General features: G+C 67.0%; 19 protein-coding genes. 18 read left to right on the plus strand and 1 reads right to left on the minus strand.

The features are described 5' to 3' along the window. The first annotated feature begins 76 nt into the window (after nt 1-76). Nucleotides 77-1,540 carry a glutamate synthase subunit beta gene (locus tag K307_RS21345; protein ID WP_042882585.1) on the plus strand — a complete coding sequence of 488 codons (1,464 nt, stop codon included), beginning with the start codon at nt 77-79 and terminating at the stop codon, nt 1,538-1,540. Nucleotides 1,541-1,617: 77 nt separating this feature from the next. Here K307_RS21345 and K307_RS21350 read toward each other — a convergent pair whose 3' ends face one another. After that, entirely contained in the window at nt 1,618-2,157 is a 540-nt protein-coding gene (locus tag K307_RS21350; protein WP_042882587.1) for a GNAT family N-acetyltransferase, read from the minus strand. Nucleotides 2,158-2,391: 234 nt separating this feature from the next. Here K307_RS21350 and K307_RS21355 point away from each other — a divergent pair, with 234 nt between their 5' ends. From K307_RS21355 to hisH, 17 genes are all read left to right on the plus strand, one after another. Beyond that, a complete protein-coding gene (locus tag K307_RS21355) occupies nt 2,392-3,480 on the plus strand; it encodes a Bug family tripartite tricarboxylate transporter substrate binding protein (protein WP_042882590.1) in 1,089 nt (362 codons plus the stop codon). Between the two features lie 162 nt (nt 3,481-3,642). Beyond that, on the plus strand, nt 3,643-4,461 hold the full coding sequence (locus K307_RS21360; protein ID WP_042882592.1) for an ABC transporter ATP-binding protein: 819 nt from the start codon (nt 3,643-3,645) through the stop codon (nt 4,459-4,461). Continuing rightward, on the plus strand, nt 4,458-5,237 hold the full coding sequence (gene mlaE, locus K307_RS21365; RefSeq protein ID WP_042882594.1) for a lipid asymmetry maintenance ABC transporter permease subunit MlaE: 780 nt from the start codon (nt 4,458-4,460) through the stop codon (nt 5,235-5,237). The genes K307_RS21360 and mlaE overlap by 4 nt, the downstream gene beginning before the upstream one ends. A gap of 64 nt (nt 5,238-5,301) precedes the next feature. Further along, nucleotides 5,302-5,823, plus strand: coding sequence for an outer membrane lipid asymmetry maintenance protein MlaD (mlaD, locus tag K307_RS21370; protein WP_042882595.1), 522 nt, complete (start codon nt 5,302-5,304; stop codon nt 5,821-5,823). After that, nucleotides 5,820-6,845, plus strand: a complete 1,026-nt coding sequence (locus tag K307_RS21375) for a VacJ family lipoprotein (protein ID WP_230625982.1) — start codon at nt 5,820-5,822, stop codon at nt 6,843-6,845. The genes mlaD and K307_RS21375 overlap by 4 nt, the downstream gene beginning before the upstream one ends. Nucleotides 6,846-7,061: 216 nt before the next feature. Beyond that, entirely contained in the window at nt 7,062-7,688 is a 627-nt protein-coding gene (locus K307_RS21380) for an MlaC/ttg2D family ABC transporter substrate-binding protein (RefSeq protein WP_042882597.1), read from the plus strand. 156 nt (nt 7,689-7,844) lie between these two features. Beyond that, the gene (locus tag K307_RS21385) at nt 7,845-8,189 is read left to right on the plus strand and encodes an STAS domain-containing protein (protein WP_051975086.1); all 345 of its coding nucleotides are present in this window, start codon (nt 7,845-7,847) and stop codon (nt 8,187-8,189) included. A 272-nt stretch (nt 8,190-8,461) separates the two neighbouring features. Next, nucleotides 8,462-9,412 carry an ABC transporter ATP-binding protein gene (locus tag K307_RS21390; RefSeq protein ID WP_022536818.1) on the plus strand — a complete coding sequence of 317 codons (951 nt, stop codon included), beginning with the start codon at nt 8,462-8,464 and terminating at the stop codon, nt 9,410-9,412. Next, nucleotides 9,409-10,230 (plus strand): ABC transporter permease, encoded by an 822-nt coding sequence (locus K307_RS21395; RefSeq protein WP_042882600.1) that lies wholly within the window; start codon nt 9,409-9,411, stop codon nt 10,228-10,230. Before K307_RS21390 ends, K307_RS21395 begins: the two co-directional genes overlap by 4 nt. A 39-nt stretch (nt 10,231-10,269) precedes the next feature. Then, entirely contained in the window at nt 10,270-10,518 is a 249-nt protein-coding gene (locus K307_RS21400) for a BolA family protein (RefSeq protein ID WP_042882602.1), read from the plus strand. An 85-nt stretch (nt 10,519-10,603) separates the two neighbouring features. Beyond that, a complete protein-coding gene (murA, locus tag K307_RS21405; protein WP_042882773.1) occupies nt 10,604-11,854 on the plus strand; it encodes a UDP-N-acetylglucosamine 1-carboxyvinyltransferase in 1,251 nt (416 codons plus the stop codon). Between the two features lie 20 nt (nt 11,855-11,874). Then, nucleotides 11,875-12,549: an ATP phosphoribosyltransferase gene (hisG, locus tag K307_RS21410; protein ID WP_022536815.1), complete on the plus strand. Its 675-nt coding sequence runs from the start codon at nt 11,875-11,877 to the stop codon at nt 12,547-12,549. Between the two features lie 29 nt (nt 12,550-12,578). Then, a complete protein-coding gene (gene hisD / locus K307_RS21415) occupies nt 12,579-13,919 on the plus strand; it encodes a histidinol dehydrogenase (protein WP_042882604.1) in 1,341 nt (446 codons plus the stop codon). Nucleotides 13,920-13,966: 47 nt separating this feature from the next. Then, the gene (gene hisC / locus K307_RS21420) at nt 13,967-15,067 is read left to right on the plus strand and encodes a histidinol-phosphate transaminase (protein ID WP_042882607.1); all 1,101 of its coding nucleotides are present in this window, start codon (nt 13,967-13,969) and stop codon (nt 15,065-15,067) included. A gap of 4 nt (nt 15,068-15,071) precedes the next feature. Next, complete coding sequence (hisB, locus tag K307_RS21425) at nt 15,072-15,659, plus strand: imidazoleglycerol-phosphate dehydratase HisB (RefSeq protein WP_042882609.1); 588 nt, start codon at nt 15,072-15,074, stop codon at nt 15,657-15,659. 121 nt (nt 15,660-15,780) lie between these two features. Further along, entirely contained in the window at nt 15,781-16,404 is a 624-nt protein-coding gene (locus tag K307_RS21430; protein WP_042882611.1) for a YchE family NAAT transporter, read from the plus strand. Next, on the plus strand, nt 16,401-17,054 hold the full coding sequence (hisH, locus tag K307_RS21435; RefSeq protein WP_042882613.1) for an imidazole glycerol phosphate synthase subunit HisH: 654 nt from the start codon (nt 16,401-16,403) through the stop codon (nt 17,052-17,054). Before K307_RS21430 ends, hisH begins: the two co-directional genes overlap by 4 nt. Nucleotides 17,055-17,067: the final 13 nt, after the last annotated feature.

Raw genomic sequence — 17,067 nt, forward strand, 5'->3', positions numbered from 1 at the left:
CGGACCGACAAGATACTGACCCCACAGCGAGGCCGGCGACGCCGCCGGTCCCGCGCAGCATGACCAAGGACGCAACATGGGTAAGGCGACTGGCTTTCTCGAATTTCCGCGCCAGAATGAGGGCTACGAACCGGTAGTCAAGCGCGTGAAGCACTATAAGGAATTCGTGTTTGCGCTGTCCGACAGCGAAGCGAAGCTCCAGGGTGCGCGCTGCATGGACTGCGGCATCCCGTTCTGCAATAACGGCTGCCCGGTCAACAACATCATCCCCGACTTCAACGACCTGGTGTACCGCCAGGACTGGAAGTCGGCGATCGAGGTGCTGCACCAGACCAACAACTTCCCCGAGTTCACCGGCCGCATCTGCCCGGCACCGTGCGAGGCCGCCTGCACGCTGGGCATCAATGAGCTGCCGGTCGGCATCAAGTCGATCGAGCACGCCATCATCGACAAGGCCTGGGAAGAGGGCTGGGTCGCGCCGCAGGCGCCCAAGCACCGGACCGGCAAGACCGTGGCCGTGGTCGGCTCCGGCCCCGCCGGCCTGGCCGCCGCGCAGCAGCTGGCACGCGCCGGCCATGACGTGACCGTGTTCGAGAAGAACGACCGCATCGGCGGCCTGCTGCGCTATGGCATCCCCGACTTCAAGATGGAGAAGACGCTGATCGACCGCCGCATGGAGCAGATGCAGGCCGAAGGCGTGACCTTCCGCGCCGGCGTGATGGTGACCGACGGCGAACTGCCGGCCGGCATCAAGAACTACGCGCGGGAAACCATCTCGGCCCAGTCCCTGATGGACCAGTTCGACGCCGTGGTGCTGGCGGGCGGCTCGGAAGTGCCGCGCGATCTGCCGGTGCCGGGCCGCGACCTCGCCGGCATCCACTTCGCGCTGGAATTCCTGATCCCGCAGAACAAGGAAGTGGCCGGCGACGGTGAAAACGAGATCCGTGCCGAAGGCAAGAACGTGATCGTGATTGGCGGCGGCGATACCGGCTCCGACTGCGTCGGTACGTCCAACCGCCACGGCGCCACCTCGGTGACCCAGTTCGAACTGCTGCCGCAGCCGCCGGAAGAAGAGAACAAGCCGCTGGTGTGGCCGTACTGGCCGATCAAGCTGCGCACCTCGTCCTCGCACGACGAAGGCTGCGAGCGCGACTGGTCGGTCGCCACCAAGGAATTCATCGGCGAGAACGGCAAGGTCACCGCGCTGAAGGCCTGCCGCGTCGAATGGAAGGACGGCCGCATGCAGGAAGTGGAAGGCAGCGAGTTCATTCTGCCGGCCGACCTGGTGCTGCTGGCGATGGGCTTCACCAACCCGGTGGGCTCGATGCTGGAAGCGTTCGGCGTGGACACCGACGCGCGCAAGAACGCCAAGGCCGCGACCGAGGGCGAGCGCGCCTACCACACCAACGTGCCCAAGGTGTTCGCCGCCGGCGACGTGCGCCGTGGCCAGTCGCTGGTAGTGTGGGCGATCCGCGAAGGCCGCCAGGCCGCGCGTTCGGTCGACGCCTTCCTGATGGGCCACAGCGACCTGCCGCGCTGATCCACGGGCTTCGGCCGCAAAGGAAAGCCCGCCTGGTGCAAGCCGGCGGGCTTTTTCCTTTGGCGCTGGCTCGGCGCTCAGTCCGCCAGCGCGCGTTCCATCAGCACCGCGTTCGCGCCATAGCCGGCCAGCTTGGCGGCATGCCGCGACGCCGTCCCGGCGGCCACCGGCGCGTACCCAAGCCTGCGCCACCATGACGCGGCCGACTGCACCGCGATCAGCCGCGAACGCCTGAGCTCGGCCGAGCGCGCTGCCGCCAGCGCCGCCGCATACAGTCTTGGCGCCAGGCCAGCGCCGCGCCCGGCGGGCGCCACGGCCATGTCATGGACGAACCACGTCAGCGACTCCGGCGCGGACGCACCGCGCCAGCCGTCGTCCAGCACGCCATCCAGCGGCGGCAGGCTGGCTTCGAGCCAGGGGTGGGTGAACAGGTAGGCGGCGAGGGCGCCCGGGTCGCGTGGGTCCGGCGCGACCCAGCAGGTGGCAGGGGACAGCGCGAGCCGGCTGGCCAATGCCCGCTCGCTTTCGAGCAGCACCTCTGTGTAACAGCTGGCCTGCACCGCCAGCACGGCCGGCAGGTCCGCGGCCACCATCGGCCGCAGCGTGAAAATCGTCATCGCGCGATTATAGCCGGCGACCCCTGCCGGGCCCGTCCACGATGGCGCCTGATGGCAGGTTTGGCAAGCCTGTACAAGGCCTTCAGGGTTCTCCCGGCTATGGTTTACGTGTCTGTAGGGGCCCGGGCAATGTCCCTACAATTTTTAAGAAACCATTAACGGAAACCGCCTCGCAAATCCTTTTTCCCCAGAACCCGCTCGCGGTCTTCTCAGGAGATCGTCCGGAGGAAATTGATGTCCGAAGTGCGCAATTTGTCGCAGCTTTGGCGAGGTAAAGCGAAGTTCACGACGGAGCGCGGCGCTTGGGCGCGGCTCTGCCGCTGGCTGCAACCTTTCCTGTGCTTGTACGCGCTGGGGTGTGCCACGCTCGCGCTCGCGGTACCTGCCATGCCCGCGCTTGCGGGGCCGCAGCTGGCGCGTGCCATCTCGTTCCCGGATCGCCCGATGCGCCTGATCGTGCCGTTCCCGGCGGGCGGCGTGGCCGACGCCGTCGCGCGCATGCTGGCCGAGCGCCTGTCAGCGCGCCTGGGCGTGCCGATGGAGGTTGACAATCGCCCTGGCGCGGCCGGCACCACCGCCGGCGATGTCGTCGCCAAGGCCAGTTCCGATGGCCATACGCTGCTGTTCCACCAGGCCAATATGCTGATCCAGCCCGGGCTGGAGCCGGTGCCCTATGACGTCGTGCGCGACTTCACGCCGGTGGCGCGCGTTGCCACCACGCCGCTGTTCCTGGTGATCGACGCGCGGCTGCCGATGCGCACGCCGGAGCAATGGATGACGGCGGTGAGGTCCAACCCCGGTTCGTACAGCTACGGCTACGGCCAGCCCGGCAGCCCCTCGCACCTCTATGCCGAATACGCGGTACGCGGGATCCCCAACAGCGTGCCGCTGGTGACCGCCAAGGGCGAGGCCGCGGTGGTGCAGGAGATGCTGGCCGGCCGCATCAGTGCCTGCTTCTGTTCCTTCGCCGCGGTGCAGAGCCAGGTCAGGAGCGGGGCGCTGCGGCTGATCGGCGTGACCGGCGTGGCGCGCTCGACGCTGGCGCCGCTGGTGCCGACACTGCAGGAGTCGGGCATGGAAGGCTATGCCGCGGTGGCGTGGTTCGGCGTGATGGCGCCGGCCAAGACCCCGCGTGCGATCGTGGCGCGGCTGGCGGGCGAACTCGACGGCGTCATGGCCGAGCGCGAGGTGCGTTCACGCCTGATGGCGGCGGGGCTGACGCCCTTGCGCGATTCGCCGGAAGCGTTCGCCACCGCGATCCGCTCGGAGTCGATCCAGTGGCAGGTCATCCTCAAGGACGTCGCGCATACGCAGGAACCCTGAGTCAAGAGCACTGGGCCGCACGCCAGAGAGCCGCCAATCCCGGTCGTTGAGCAGGGCCCGGAGATCGATTGTTCCAATCTGGTCAACGTAGCGTGTGACACACGGTACAGCGCGCCTAGGTAGTAGACCTTATAATGCGCGACTGTCCCGACCGGTGCTAACGTGACCGATTCTGCTCAAAACCTCGTCGAACTAAACGCGGTGGATTTCGCTTATGCGGACCACGGCAAGCCGATCCTGTCCGGCCTGACCATGCAATTCCCGCGTGGCAAGGTGATCGCGGTAATGGGCGGCTCTGGTTGCGGCAAGACGACGGTGCTGCGCCTGATCGGCGGCCAGGTGCGTCCGCAGGCGGGCGCGGTGCGCTTTGCCGGCACCGATATCCACACGCTGGATACCCGCGGCCTGTACGCGGTGCGACGCCAGATGGGCATGCTGTTCCAGTTCGGCGCGCTGTTTACCGACTTGTCGGTGTTCGATAATGTGGCCTTCCCGCTGCGCGAGCACACCGACCTGCCCGACTCGATGATCCGCGACCTGGTGCTGATGAAGCTCAATGCGGTCGGCCTGCGCGGCGCGCGCGAGCTGATGCCATCGCAGATCTCGGGGGGCATGGCGCGGCGCGTGGCGCTGGCGCGCGCGATCGCGCTGGATCCGGCGCTGCTGATGTATGACGAGCCCTTCGCCGGCCTGGACCCGATCTCGCTCGGCCTGACCGCGCGGCTGATCCGCAGCCTCAACGACGCACTCGGCGCGACCACGATCATCGTCTCGCACGACGTGCACGAGACCTTCCAGATCGCCGACTACGTCTATTTCATTGCCGACGGGCGCATCGCCGCGCAGGGCGAGCCCGACGCGCTGCGCGCCTCCACCGACCCGTTCGTGCACCAGTTCGTCCATGCCGAGGCCGATGGCCCGGTGCCGTTCCACTACCCGGGGCCCTCGCTGGCCGAGGACTTTGCCGGAGGTGCGCGGTGATCGGTTTCTTCACCACCATTGGCGCAGCGGTGCGCCGCAATGTGGCGGGCGTGGGCCATGCCACGCGCATGTTCATGACGCTGCTGGGCCTGTCGCCGGCGCTGCTGCGTCGTTTCCGGCTGGTGACCGACCAGGTCTTCTTTGTCGGCAACCTGTCGCTGGTGATCATTGCCGTGTCGGGCCTCTTTGTCGGCTTCGTGCTGGGCCTGCAGGGCTACTACACGCTCAACCGCTACGGTTCCGAGCAGGCGCTCGGGCTGCTGGTGGCGCTGTCGCTGGTGCGCGAGCTGGGGCCGGTGGTGACCGCGCTGCTGTTCGCCGGCCGCGCCGGCACCTCGCTGACCGCCGAGATCGGCCTGATGAAGGCCGGCGAGCAGCTGACGGCGATGGAAATGATGGCGGTGAACCCGCTGCAGCGGGTGATCGCGCCGCGCTTCTGGGCAGGTGTGATCGCCATGCCGGTACTGGCGGCGATCTTCAGCGCGGTGGGGATCCTGGGCGGCTACGTGGTCGGCGTGCAGCTGATCGGCGTGGACGCGGGCGCGTTCTGGTCGCAGATGCAGGGCGGCGTCGACGTGCGCGCCGACGTGCTCAACGGCGTGATCAAGAGCTTTATCTTTGGCATCGCCGTGACGTTTATTGCCCTGTACCAGGGTTTCGAGGCCAAGCCCACGCCGGAAGGCGTCTCGCGCGCGACCACCCGCACCGTGGTGATCGCATCGCTGGCCGTGCTGGGGCTGGATTTCCTGCTGACCGCGCTGATGTTCAGCAACTGACGCGGGCCGCAGTGACAACAAGACAGCGACAAGACATAAAACGGGGTTGAAGAAAGAGATTCCAATGAAAAAGAACACACTCGATTTCTGGGTGGGCCTGTTCGTGGTGGCGGGGTTCGTGGCCCTGCTGTTCCTGGCCCTCAAAGCGGGGAACATGAGCGGCTTCTCCTTCCAGGACACCTACAGCGTGCAGGCGCGCTTCGACAATATCGGCGGGCTCAAGCCGCGCGCGCCGGTCAAGAGCGCTGGCGTGGTGGTCGGCCGCGTGGCGGCGATCCGCTTCGACGACAAGACCTACCAGGCCACCGTCGAGATGAGCCTGGAGAAGCGCTACCAGTTCCCCAAGGACACCTCGGCCAAGATCCTGACCTCGGGCCTGCTGGGTGAGCAGTACATCGGGCTCGAAGCCGGCGGCGACACCGCCATGCTGACGGACGGCGCGCGCATCACCATGACGCAGTCGGCGGTGGTGCTGGAAAACCTGATCGGCCAGTTCCTGTACAACAAGGCGGCGGATGCCGGCGGCAGCAGCGGCGGTTCGGCTGCCGGCGCCAGCGCGCCGGCGCCTGGCGGGGAGCTCAAGTGAGCGCTGCGCCATCCGCCTATCCGGGCAGCGCCGCGCGCCGCCCGGCGGCCAGGCTGCTGGCCGCGGTCGCTGCCGCCGCCGTGCTGGCCGGTTGCGCCACGGGCCCGACTGCCAACCCCAAGGATCCGCTGGAACCTTTCAACCGCGAGGTCGCGAAGATCAATGAGGACTTCGACAAGGGCATCCTGCGCCCGGTCGCCCAGGTCTACGCCGACTACATGCCCACGCCGGTGCAGCGCGCGGTGGAGAACTTCTTCTCCAACATCAGCGATGTCTATTCGGCGGCGAACAACCTGCTGCAGGGCAAGCCCACGCGCGCGGCGGAAGACTCCATGCGCGTGGCGATGAACAGCGTGCTGGGCATCGGCGGCCTGATCGATATCGCCACCCCGGCCGGCCTGCCCAAGTACAAGGAAGACTTCGGCCAGACCCTGGGCGTGTGGGGCGTGCCGCAGGGGCCGTACCTGGTGCTGCCGCTGTTCGGGCCGAGCACGGTGCGCGACACCGGCGGCATGCTGGTGGATCGCCAGTTCGACCCGTCGGCCTACCTGTACCCGGTGTCGCTGCGCAACTCGCTGACCGGCGTGCGCATCGTCGCGGGCCGGGCCCAGCTGCTGGGCGCAAGCAACCTGCTCGAGCAGGCGGCGCTGGACAAGTACTCGTTCCTGCGCGATTCCTACCTGCAGCGGCGCGAGTACCTGGTCTACGATGGCAACCCGCCAGAGGGCAAGGATACCGAGAGCGAACCGTCTGCGCCGGAGGCCCCGGCCGAAGGCGAGCCGCCCGCAGCGCCTGCGAAGCCTGCCGAGCCTGCCTCCGCGCCGGCTGCGGCACCGGCTGCGGCACCGGCACCGGCGCCCGCTGGCGCATCGGCCCCCGCCGCCGTGCCAGCCTCTGCGCCGGCCGCGGCCCCGCAACAGCAAGGCCCGTCCGGCGATATCCAGCCGGAAAGCCAGAGCCTGCCGGTGCCAGCGGCGGAGCCGATGCAGCGGATCGTGCCCGGCGTCATCCGCATACGCTGAAACCTTCGTGGCGCGGGCATGCAACAAGCCTGCGCCCAGGCTGTGAATGCCCTGTGAGGGCTGAAACAATTTGTTTGGAAGTGGCGGGAGATGCCCAACGACCCGCCACCAGCAGGCCGGGCTTGTGTTCCAATCACCGCAAGGCCACGCGCCGCCAGCGGCGCTGGCTAATTCGCCCCCTCGGCGAGAAACGTTTCAGATGAAGAAGGAAAATCCATGATTAAGCGACTGTTGGTCCCCTTCCTTACCGTATTTGCCTTCGCAGGCGCGGCACACGCTCAGGTGTCCCCGGACGCGACCACCCCGGACGGGCTGATCAAGGCCCTGGTCACCGACGTGATGTCAACCGTCAAGGCCGACAAGGACATGCAGGCCGGCAATATCGCCAAGATCACCGCGCTGGTCGAGCAGAAGATCATGCCCAACGCGAACTTCCAGAAAACCACGCAGATCGCGATGGGCCGCAACTGGTCCAAGGCCACGCCCGAGCAGCAGAAGCAGATCACCGAGGAGTTCAAGACCCTGCTGATCCGCACCTACGCCGGCGCCATCGCCCAGATCCGCGACCAGACCGTGCAGTACCGCCCGTACCGCGGCACGCCTGAAGATACCGACGCCACCATCCGCACCCAGGTGATCAACAAGGGCGAGCCGATCCAGATGGACTACCGCCTGGAGAAGACCGCGCAAGGCTGGAGGCTCTATGACATCAACGTGCTGGGCGCGTGGCTGACCGAGGCCTACAAGGGCAGCTTCAACACCATCGTCGGCCAGCAGGGCGTCGAGGGCGTGATCAAGACGCTGCAGGACCGCAACCGCCAGCTGGCCAACGCCAAGAGCTGACGCGGCTGTCCCGGCGCACCGCTGCGATGCAGCATGGTGCGCCGATCTGCTCTACAATAGCCGTTCGCGGCACCGACTCCCGCCAAAGTGCGGGAGCCGTCGTTTCTGCCGCGGCATTTGCTGTACCTCCATCCCTTCAGGCCAATACACGCATACATGCTTTCGCTGGGCACCTCGCTGACCAACCAGAACGCCGCCACCGTGCTGCGTGACGGGCTGGCACGCGTCGCGCAGGGGGATGTGCAAGTGGACTGCACCGGCCTCACGCAGGTGGACTCCGCCGCTGTCGCCGTACTGCTGGCCTGGCATCGCGCCGCCGCGGCACGCAACCTGGCGCTGTCGCTGCGCGGCGTGCCGGGCGACCTGTCGCAGCTGGCAAGCCTGTACGGCGTGGACAGCCTGTTGGGCCTGGCGCCCGAGGCTGCGCGCGACGTTGCGCCGGAAGCCGAACTGGCCTTCGCCCAGGCAGGTTCCCAACTGGAACACCACCACCGACATTGATCCGGCATCGCCGGCTCGCCGTCATGGCGGCCGCCAGCGATGCCCCGGCGGCTGCCTGGCGCGGTCGCCGCGCCACAGAGCGAGGCAGGACGGCTCGGGGGCGGATCAAGCGGGACTCACCCCGCATCCCCTATAATTCCGGGTTGTTCGCCCATCCCCCCGCCCACCCCCGGTTCGTGCCTGCCGGGCCAGGGTAGCCAGGGCACGCAGTTGCTCCCCATTTCCAGGCGGTCGCCCCCCAAAAAAGGCGCTCCCGCCACAAACAATCGGCCATGAAAGCCATTGAAATCCACGACGTTCGCAAGCGCTACCGCAACCTGCAGGCGCTCAAGGGCGTCAGCTTCACCGTCGAACGCGGCGAATTCTTCGGGCTGCTCGGGCCCAACGGCGCCGGCAAGACCACGCTGATCTCGATCCTCGCCGGCCTGAACCGCGCCGACTCCGGCCGCGTCAGTGTGCTGGGCCACGATGTGGTGTCCGACTACCGGATGGCGCGGCGTATGCTGGGCGTGGTGCCGCAGGAGCTGGTGTTCGACCCGTTCTTCACGGTGCGCGAGACGCTGCGGCTGCAGTCCGGCTACTTCGGCCTCACGCGCAATGACGACTGGATCGACGAGATCATGGCCAACCTGGACCTGACCGGGAAGGCCGATGCCAATATGCGCCAGCTGTCCGGCGGCATGAAGCGGCGCGTGCTGGTGGCGCAGGCGCTGGTGCACCGCCCGCCGGTGATCGTGCTGGATGAACCGACCGCCGGCGTCGACGTGGAACTGCGCCAGACGCTGTGGAAGTTCATCTCGCGCCTGAACCGGGAAGGCCACACCATCATCCTGACCACGCATTACCTGGAAGAGGCCGAGGCGCTGTGCGACCGCATCGCCATGCTCAAGTTCGGCGAGGTGGTGGCGCTGGATCGCACCAGCAACCTGCTGACGCAGTTTGCCGGGCTGCAGCTGGTGCTCACCTTCGCGCACGGCGGCCTGCCGCCGGCGCTGGAGCCGCTGCGCATGCCGGCCATCCCGGGCGAGCGCGCGGTGCGGCTGCGGCTGTCGGGCTACCAGGCGGTGGAGCCGATCCTGGCCGCCTGCCGCGAAGCAGGCTGTGATATCGAAGACATGGAAATCAACAAGGCCGACCTCGAAGACGTATTCGTCCAGATCATGCGCCGCGAGGGGCATATGCCCGGCGCGCTGCCCGACCCCGCCATGGAGGCCGCGGCATGAAGCAACCCGGCGAAATCGAAATCCTGGACGACACCCGCCTCGCGCCGATGGCGGTGGGCGGCCTGGTGGGCTTCCGCACCCTGCTGTACAAGGAAGTGCTGCGCTTCTGGAAGGTCAGCTTCCAGACCGTGGCCGCGCCCGTGCTGACCGCGGTGCTGTACCTGCTGATCTTCGGCCATGTGCTGGAAGACCGCGTCAAGGTCTACGACCAGATCAGCTACACCGCCTTCCTGGTGCCCGGCCTGGTGATGATGAGCGTGCTGCAGAATGCGTTCGCCAACAGCTCGTCGTCGCTGATCCAGTCCAAGATCACCGGCAACCTGGTGTTCGTGCTGCTGCCGCCGCTGTCGCACTGGGAGATGTTCGGCGCCTACGTGGTGGCCTCGGTGATCCGCGGGCTGACCGTGGGGCTGGGCGTGCTGCTGGTGACGGCGTGGTTCGCCAACCTGCATTTCGCCAATGTCGGCTGGATCCTCGTGTTTGCGCTGCTGGGCGCGGGCATTCTCGGCACGCTGGGCCTGATCGCCGGCATCTGGGCCGAGAAGTTCGACCAGCTCGCCGCGTTCCAGAACTTCCTGATCATGCCGGCGACCTTCCTGTCCGGCGTGTTCTATTCGATCCATTCGCTGCCCGCCTTCTGGCAGGCGGTGTCCCATGCCAATCCGTTCTTCTACATGATCGACGGCTTCCGCTATGGCTTCTTCGGCGTCTCGGACGTGTCGCCGCTGTTCAGCCTGGCGGTGGTCGGATCGGCCTTCGTGGTGCTTGCCGCGCTGGCGCTGCGGCTGCTGAAGTCCGGATACAAGCTGCGCCACTGAGCGCCGGCCGGCCCTACTGAATACGCTGAAGAGAACCCCATGCTGCCAACACCGGAACAAGTCAGGGATTACATTGCCCAAGGATTGCCCTGCGAACATCTGCAAGTCGAGGGCGACGGCCAGCACTTCTTTGCCACCATCGTCAGCGCCGAGTTTGAAGGCAAGCGGCTGATCCAGCGCCACCAGCGCGTGTATGCGGCGCTGGGCGACCGCATGCGCGCCGAAATCCATGCGCTGTCGATGAAGACGCTGACGCCCGCGGAATGGCAGTCAGGCGAGGGCAAGTAAGCCCCGTCGGCAACTTCGCGCCGCGCCGCATGCGCGGCCCCAGAACAATGACGCCGGGCGTGTGCCCGGCCAGAACCGACAGAACATGGACAAATTCCAGATCCACGGCAACGGCCCGCTGAAGGGCGAAATACGCGTTTCGGGCGCCAAGAACGCCGCGTTGCCGATCCTGTGTGCCGGCCTGCTGACGGCCGATACCATTTCGCTCGACAACGTGCCCAACCTGCAGGACGTGCGCACCACGCTCAAGCTGCTGCGCCAGATGGGCATGCAGGCCGAGCTCGACGGTGCCCGCGTGAGCCTGAACGGCGCCGGCGTCAATTCCTACGAAGCGCCATACGAGATGGTGAAGACCATGCGCGCCTCGATCCTGGTGCTCGGCCCGCTCGTGGCGCGCTTCGGCGAAGCCCGCGTGTCGCTGCCCGGGGGCTGCGGCATCGGCGCGCGCCCGGTCGACCAGCACATCAAGGGACTGCAGGCGATGGGCGCCGAGATCAGCATCGAACACGGCTTTATCCATGCCCGCGCCAAACGGCTGAAGGGCGCGCGCGTGGTCACCGACATGATCACCGTGACCGGCACCGAGAACCTGCTGATGGCCGCCACGCTGGCCGAAGGCGAGACCGTGCTGGAAAACGCCGCGCGCGAGCCCGAGGTGACCGACCTGGCCCACCTGCTGGTCAAGATGGGTGCCAGGATCGAAGGCATCGGCACGGACCGCCTGGTGGTGCACGGCGTTGACCGCCTGCACGGCGCCAGCCACAGCGTGATCGCCGACCGCATCGAAGCCGGCACCTTCCTGTGCGCCGCGGCCGCGACGCTGGGCGACCTGGTGCTGCGCGGCGTGCAGACCGACATCCTCGACACGGTGCTCGACAAGCTGCGCGAAGCCGGCGCCCGCATCGAAACCGGCGCCGACTGGATCCGCCTGGCCATGCCGCACCGTGCCAAGGCCGTCAGCTTCCGCACCTCGGAATATCCGGCCTTCCCGACCGACATGCAGGCCCAGTTCATGGCGCTCAATGCCGTGGCCGAAGGCACCGCGCGCGTGACCGAGACCATCTTCGAAAACCGCTTCATGCACGTCCAGGAACTGAACCGCCTGGGCGCCGACATCGCGGTCGAAGGCAATACCGCGGTGGTCAACGGCGTGGCGCGCCTGTCGGGTGCCAACGTGATGGCGACCGACCTGCGCGCCTCGGCCAGCCTGGTGATCGCCGGCCTGGTGGCCGACGGGGAGACCGTGATCGACCGCATCTACCACCTGGACCGCGGCTACGACCGCATGGAAGACAAGCTGTCTGCAGTGGGCGCCAAGATCCGCCGCATTGCTTGAGCACTGAGGACTGACGCCCGATGAGCCCCACTTTCAACGCTTCGCCCAACCAGCTCACGCTGGCATTGTCCAAGGGCCGCATCTTCACCGAGACGCTGCCGCTGCTTGAGGCCGCCGGCATCCGCGTCACCGAAGACCCGGAAACCTCGCGCAAGCTGATCCTGCCGACCTCCGATCCGGCCGTGCGCGTGGTGATCGTGCGCGCCTCGGACGTGCCCACCTACGTGCAGTACGGCGCCGCCGATTTCGGCGTGGCCGGCAAGGACGTGCTGATGGAAAACGGCATGGCCGGCCTGTACGCGCCGATCGACCTGAACATCGCCCGCTGCCGCATGTCGGTGGCGGTGCCGGCCGGGTTTGACTACGCCAACGCGGTGCGCCAGGGCGCGCGCCTGGCCGTGGCCACCAAGTACGTGCAGACCGCGCGCGAGCATTTTGCGAAAAAGGGCGTTCACGTCGACCTGATCAAGCTGTACGGTTCCATGGAACTGGGCCCGCTGGTGGGTCTGTCCGATGCCATCGTCGACCTGGTCAGCACCGGCAGCACGCTGCGCGCCAACAACCTGGTCGAGGTGGAGGAGATCGTGCAGATCTCGTCGCGGCTGGTGGTGAACCAGGCCGCACTCAAACTGAAGCGCGAGCGGCTGGCGCCGATCCTCGACGCATTCGAACGCGCTTCGGCGGCGCTGGCCTGAGGCCGGGCCGCCTGAGAGGAAATGAAGTCATGAACGCAACCGAAATGGAAAACCTGCCGATCCGCCGGCTTGATTCCAGCGAGCCCGGCTTTGCCGAGGCGCTACGCCAGGTGCTGGCCTTCGAGGCCGGCGAGGACGAGGCCATCGACCGCGCCGCGGCGCAGATCCTGGCCGACGTGAAGGCGCGCGGCGATGCCGCGGTGCTGGAATACACCAAGCGTTTCGACCGCGTGGAAGCGGCGTCGATGGGCGCGCTGGAAGTGTCGCAGCAGCAGTTGGAAGCCGCGCTCGAGGACCTCGAGCCCAAGCGCCGCGCCGCGCTGGAGGCCGCCGCCGCGCGCGTGCGTGCCTACCACGAGAAGCAGAAGATCGAGTGCGGCAGCCACAGCTGGGAATACACCGAGGCCGACGGCACCATGCTGGGCCAGAAGGTGACGCCGCTGGACCGCGTCGGCATCTATGTGCCGGGCGGCAAGGCCGCTTATCCGTCGTCGGTGCTGATGAATGCGATCCCGGCGCGCGTCGCGGGCGTGAAGGAAATCATCATGGTCGTGCCCACGCCGGGCGGCGTGCGCAACGAGCTGGTGCTGGCCGCGGCGCAGATCGCCGGCGTGGACCGCGTGTTCACCATCGGCGGTGCGCAAGCTGTTGGCGCGCTGGCCTACGGCACTGCGACGCTACCGCAGGTCGACAAGATCGTCGGCCCGGGCAATGCCTACGTGGCCGCGGCCAAGCGGCGCGTGTTCGGCACCGTCGGCATCGACATGATCGCCGGCCCGTCCGAGATCCTGGTGATCTGTGACGGCACCACCGACCCCGACTGGGTGGCGATGGACCTGTTCTCGCAGGCCGAGCACGACGAGCTGGCGCAGTCGATCCTGCTGTGCCCGGACTCGGAATATATCGCCCGCGTCGAAGCCAGCATCCAGCGCCAGCTCGGCACCATGCCGCGCCGCGACGTGATCGCCGCGTCGATCTCCGGCCGCGGCGCGCTGATCAAGGTGCGCGACATGGAAGAAGCCTGCGAGATCGCCAATGCGATCGCGCCCGAGCACCTGGAGATCTCCGCCGAGAACCCGCGCCAGTGGAGCGAGAAGATCCGCCACGCCGGCGCCATCTTCCTCGGCCGCTACACCAGCGAATCGCTGGGCGACTACTGCGCCGGTCCCAACCACGTGCTGCCGACCTCGCGCACCGCGCGCTTCTCGTCGCCGCTGGGGGTCTATGACTTCCAGAAGCGTTCGAGCCTGATTGAGGTGAGCGAGGGCGGGGCGCAGATGCTCGGCCAGATCGCCGCCGAACTCGCGTACGGCGAAGGCCTGCAGGCCCACGCCCGCAGCGCGGAGTATCGTTTCAACAAACGTAGTTGATCTACTGACCCACGCTGCCTGATAAAGCAGCCAACCCTGGAGTTCCCATGTCTGCCGTAGAGCCCTCCCTGATCGAACGCATCATCCGTGACGACGTACGCGCCATGGGCGCCTACCACGTGCCGGATTCGCACGGTCTGGTCAAGCTCGACGCGATGGAGAACCCGTACCGGCTGCCGCCCGAGCTGCGCCGCGAACTGGCCGAGCGCCTGGGCGAGGTCGCGCTGAACCGCTACCCGGTGCCCAGCAGCGAAGCCCTGCGCGCGAAGCTGAAGACCGTGATGCAGGTGCCCGCCGGCATGGACGTGCTGCTCGGCAACGGCTCGGACGAGATCATCAGCATGCTGGCGCTGGCCGCGGCCAAGCCGGGCGCGAAGGTGATGGCGCCGGTGCCGGGCTTCGTGATGTACGCGATGTCGGCGCAGTTTGCCGGCCTGCAGTTCGTCGGCGTGCCGCTGCACGCGGGCTTCACGCTCGATCGCGCCGCCATGCTTGCGGCGATGGCCGAGCACCAGCCCGCCATCATCTACCTGGCCTACCCGAACAACCCCACCGGCAACCTGTTCGATGCCGCCGACATGGAGGCCATCGTCCGCGCCGCGCAGGGCGAGGTCTGCAACAGCCTCGTGGTGGTCGACGAGGCCTACCAGCCGTTCGCGCAGCACAGCTGGATGCCGCGCCTGGCGGACTTCGGCAACCTGCTGGTGATGCGCACGGTATCCAAGCTGGGCCTGGCGGGCATCCGCCTGGGCTACCTGGCCGGTGCGCCGGAATGGCTCTCGCAGATCGACAAGGTGCGCCCCCCGTACAACGTAAACGTGCTGACCGAAGCCACCGCGCTGTTCGCGCTTGAGCATGTGTCGGTGCTGGACGAACAGGCCGCGCAATTGCGCGCCGAACGCGGCCGCGTGGCCGACGGCATGGCTGTGCATGCGGGGGTCACGGTGTTCCCCAGCGCCGCCAACTTCCTGCTGGCGCGTGTGCCGGATGCTGCACAGACGTTCGACCGCCTGCTGGCGCGCAAGGTGTTGATCAAGAACGTGAGTAAAATGCACCCGTTGCTGGCCAATTGTCTGCGCGTCACGGTCAGCACACCCGAAGAAAACGCGCAGTTCCTTGAGGCATTCGCAGCGTCGCTGCAGGATTAACACCATGCGTGTTGCAGAGGTCACCCGCAATACTTCGGAAACGCAAATCCGCGTTTCCCTGAATCTCGACGGCACCGGCCGCCAGAAACTGGCGTCCGGCGTGCCGTTCCTCGACCACATGCTGGATCAGATCGCCCGCCACGGCATGGTCGACCTGGAAGTCGAAGCCACCGGCGACACGCATATCGACGACCACCATACGGTGGAAGACGTAGGCATCACGCTCGGCCAGGCCGTGGCCAGGGCCATCGGCGACAAGAAGGGCATCACCCGCTACGGCCACAGCTATGTGCCGCTGGACGAATGCCTGTCGCGCGTGGTGATCGACTTCTCCGGCCGCCCCGGCCTGGAATTCCACGTACCGTTCACGCGTGCGCGCGTGGGCAGCTTCGACGTCGACCTGACCATCGAGTTCTTCCGTGGCTTCGTCAACCATGCGGGCGTGACCCTGCATATCGACAACCTGCGCGGCATCAATGCCCACCATCAGTGCGAAACTGTGTTCAAGGCCTTTGGCCGGGCACTGCGCATGGCGGTGGAGTTGGACCCGCGCGCGGCGAACACGATCCCGTCGACCAAGGGTACGCTCTGAGGCGCCTGTCAACGCATCGACCACTCCATATAACCGTAGGCGTGCCGGCTGGTTGCGGCGCCCGCTGACCTTTTCCAGGCCCCAGGCTGAATCCGCCAGCGCCGCTGGCGACCCGCAACCGATGGATACGCTCAAGTCGTTTATTTCGCTGCTGGCGCTGATCAACCCGATCGGGGCGATCCCGTTCTTCATCAGCCTGACCAGCCAGCAGACTGAAGCGGAAAAGCTGCGTACCATCAAGATCGCGTCGGTCTCGGTGGCGATCGTGGTGGCGGTGTCGGCGCTGCTGGGGCAGCAGATCATCGAGTTCTTCAATATCTCGGTGGCGTCGCTGCAGGTGGGTGGCGGGCTGATCATGATCATGATGGCCATGAACATGCTGAACGCGCAGACCGGCCGCACCAAGGCCACGCCGGAAGAAGAGGACGAGGCCGAGGTAAAGTCCAGCATCGCGGTGGTGCCGCTGGCGCTGCCGCTGCTGACCGGGCCGGGCTCGATCAGTACGGTGATCGTCTATGCCGGCAAGACGCAGCACTGGTACCAGTTGCTGATCCTGGTCGGCCTGGGCGTGGTGATTGGGGCAGTGGTGTACATGGTGTTTCGCGCGGCCGACCCGATTGCCCGGGTGATCGGGCGCACCGGCATCAATATCGGCACGCGCTTGATGGGGCTGATCCTGTCGGCGCTGGCCGTGGAATTCATTGTGGACGGGCTGAAGACATTGTTGCCTGTTTTGAAATCATGACTACCATAGCAATTGTGGATTACGGCATGGGCAACCTGCGCTCGGTGGCGCAGGCGCTGCGTGCCGCGGCGCCGGAAGCGGACGTGCGGGTGGTGGATGCACCCGAAGGCATCCGGAGCGCGGACCGCGTGGTGCTGCCGGGCCAGGGCGCGATGCCGGACTGCATGTCGGCGCTGGACGCGTCCGGGCTGCAGCAGGCGGTGATCGAGGCCGCCGGCAGCAAGCCGATGCTGGGTGTGTGTGTTGGCGAACAGATGCTGTTCGAGTTCAGCACCGAAAGTCGTGCCGGTGCGCAGCGCACGCCGGCGCTGGGCCTGATGCCCGGCCAGGTGGTGCGCTTTGCGCTGGACGGCATGACGCAGCCCGACGGCTCGCGCTACAAGGTGCCGCAGATGGGTTGGAACCGGGTGCGCCAGGCGAAGCCGCACCCGCTGTGGGACGGTATCCCGGACGACAGCTGGTTCTATTTCGTCCACAGCTACTATGTGCAGGCGCAGGACCCGGCCCATATCGCCGGCGAAACGGAGTATGGAGTCGTATTTACCAGCGCGGTAGCGCGCGATAATATTTTTGCGACGCAGTTCCACCCCGAGAAGAGCGCGGCCCTGGGCCTGCAGCTGTACCGGAACTTCGTCCACTGGAATCCCTGAGGCGCCGGCCCGG

The sequence above is a fragment of the Cupriavidus necator A5-1 genome (assembly GCF_000744095.1).
Classification (GTDB): domain Bacteria; phylum Pseudomonadota; class Gammaproteobacteria; order Burkholderiales; family Burkholderiaceae; genus Cupriavidus; species Cupriavidus necator_A.

What these genes read in the sequence shown, in the direction of transcription:
- K307_RS21355 (WP_042882590.1), top strand. Translation starts at nt 2,392, where the DNA reads ATGTCCGAAGTGCGCAATTTGTCGCAGCTTTGGCGAGGTAAAGCGAAG.
- mlaD (WP_042882595.1), top strand. Translation starts at nt 5,302, where the DNA reads ATGAAAAAGAACACACTCGATTTCTGGGTGGGCCTGTTCGTGGTGGCG.
- K307_RS21345 (WP_042882585.1), top strand. Translation starts at nt 77, where the DNA reads ATGGGTAAGGCGACTGGCTTTCTCGAATTTCCGCGCCAGAATGAGGGC.
- hisG (WP_022536815.1), top strand. Translation starts at nt 11,875, where the DNA reads ATGAGCCCCACTTTCAACGCTTCGCCCAACCAGCTCACGCTGGCATTG.
- K307_RS21395 (WP_042882600.1), top strand. Translation starts at nt 9,409, where the DNA reads ATGAAGCAACCCGGCGAAATCGAAATCCTGGACGACACCCGCCTCGCG.
- hisC (WP_042882607.1), top strand. Translation starts at nt 13,967, where the DNA reads ATGTCTGCCGTAGAGCCCTCCCTGATCGAACGCATCATCCGTGACGAC.
- hisB (WP_042882609.1), top strand. Translation starts at nt 15,072, where the DNA reads ATGCGTGTTGCAGAGGTCACCCGCAATACTTCGGAAACGCAAATCCGC.
- murA (WP_042882773.1), top strand. Translation starts at nt 10,604, where the DNA reads ATGGACAAATTCCAGATCCACGGCAACGGCCCGCTGAAGGGCGAAATA.
- K307_RS21400 (WP_042882602.1), top strand. Translation starts at nt 10,270, where the DNA reads ATGCTGCCAACACCGGAACAAGTCAGGGATTACATTGCCCAAGGATTG.
- K307_RS21350 (WP_042882587.1), bottom strand. Translation starts at nt 2,157, where the DNA reads ATGACGATTTTCACGCTGCGGCCGATGGTGGCCGCGGACCTGCCGGCC.
- K307_RS21385 (WP_051975086.1), top strand. Translation starts at nt 7,845, where the DNA reads ATGCTTTCGCTGGGCACCTCGCTGACCAACCAGAACGCCGCCACCGTG.
- hisD (WP_042882604.1), top strand. Translation starts at nt 12,579, where the DNA reads ATGAACGCAACCGAAATGGAAAACCTGCCGATCCGCCGGCTTGATTCC.
- K307_RS21430 (WP_042882611.1), top strand. Translation starts at nt 15,781, where the DNA reads ATGGATACGCTCAAGTCGTTTATTTCGCTGCTGGCGCTGATCAACCCG.
- hisH (WP_042882613.1), top strand. Translation starts at nt 16,401, where the DNA reads ATGACTACCATAGCAATTGTGGATTACGGCATGGGCAACCTGCGCTCG.
- K307_RS21390 (WP_022536818.1), top strand. Translation starts at nt 8,462, where the DNA reads ATGAAAGCCATTGAAATCCACGACGTTCGCAAGCGCTACCGCAACCTG.
- K307_RS21380 (WP_042882597.1), top strand. Translation starts at nt 7,062, where the DNA reads ATGATTAAGCGACTGTTGGTCCCCTTCCTTACCGTATTTGCCTTCGCA.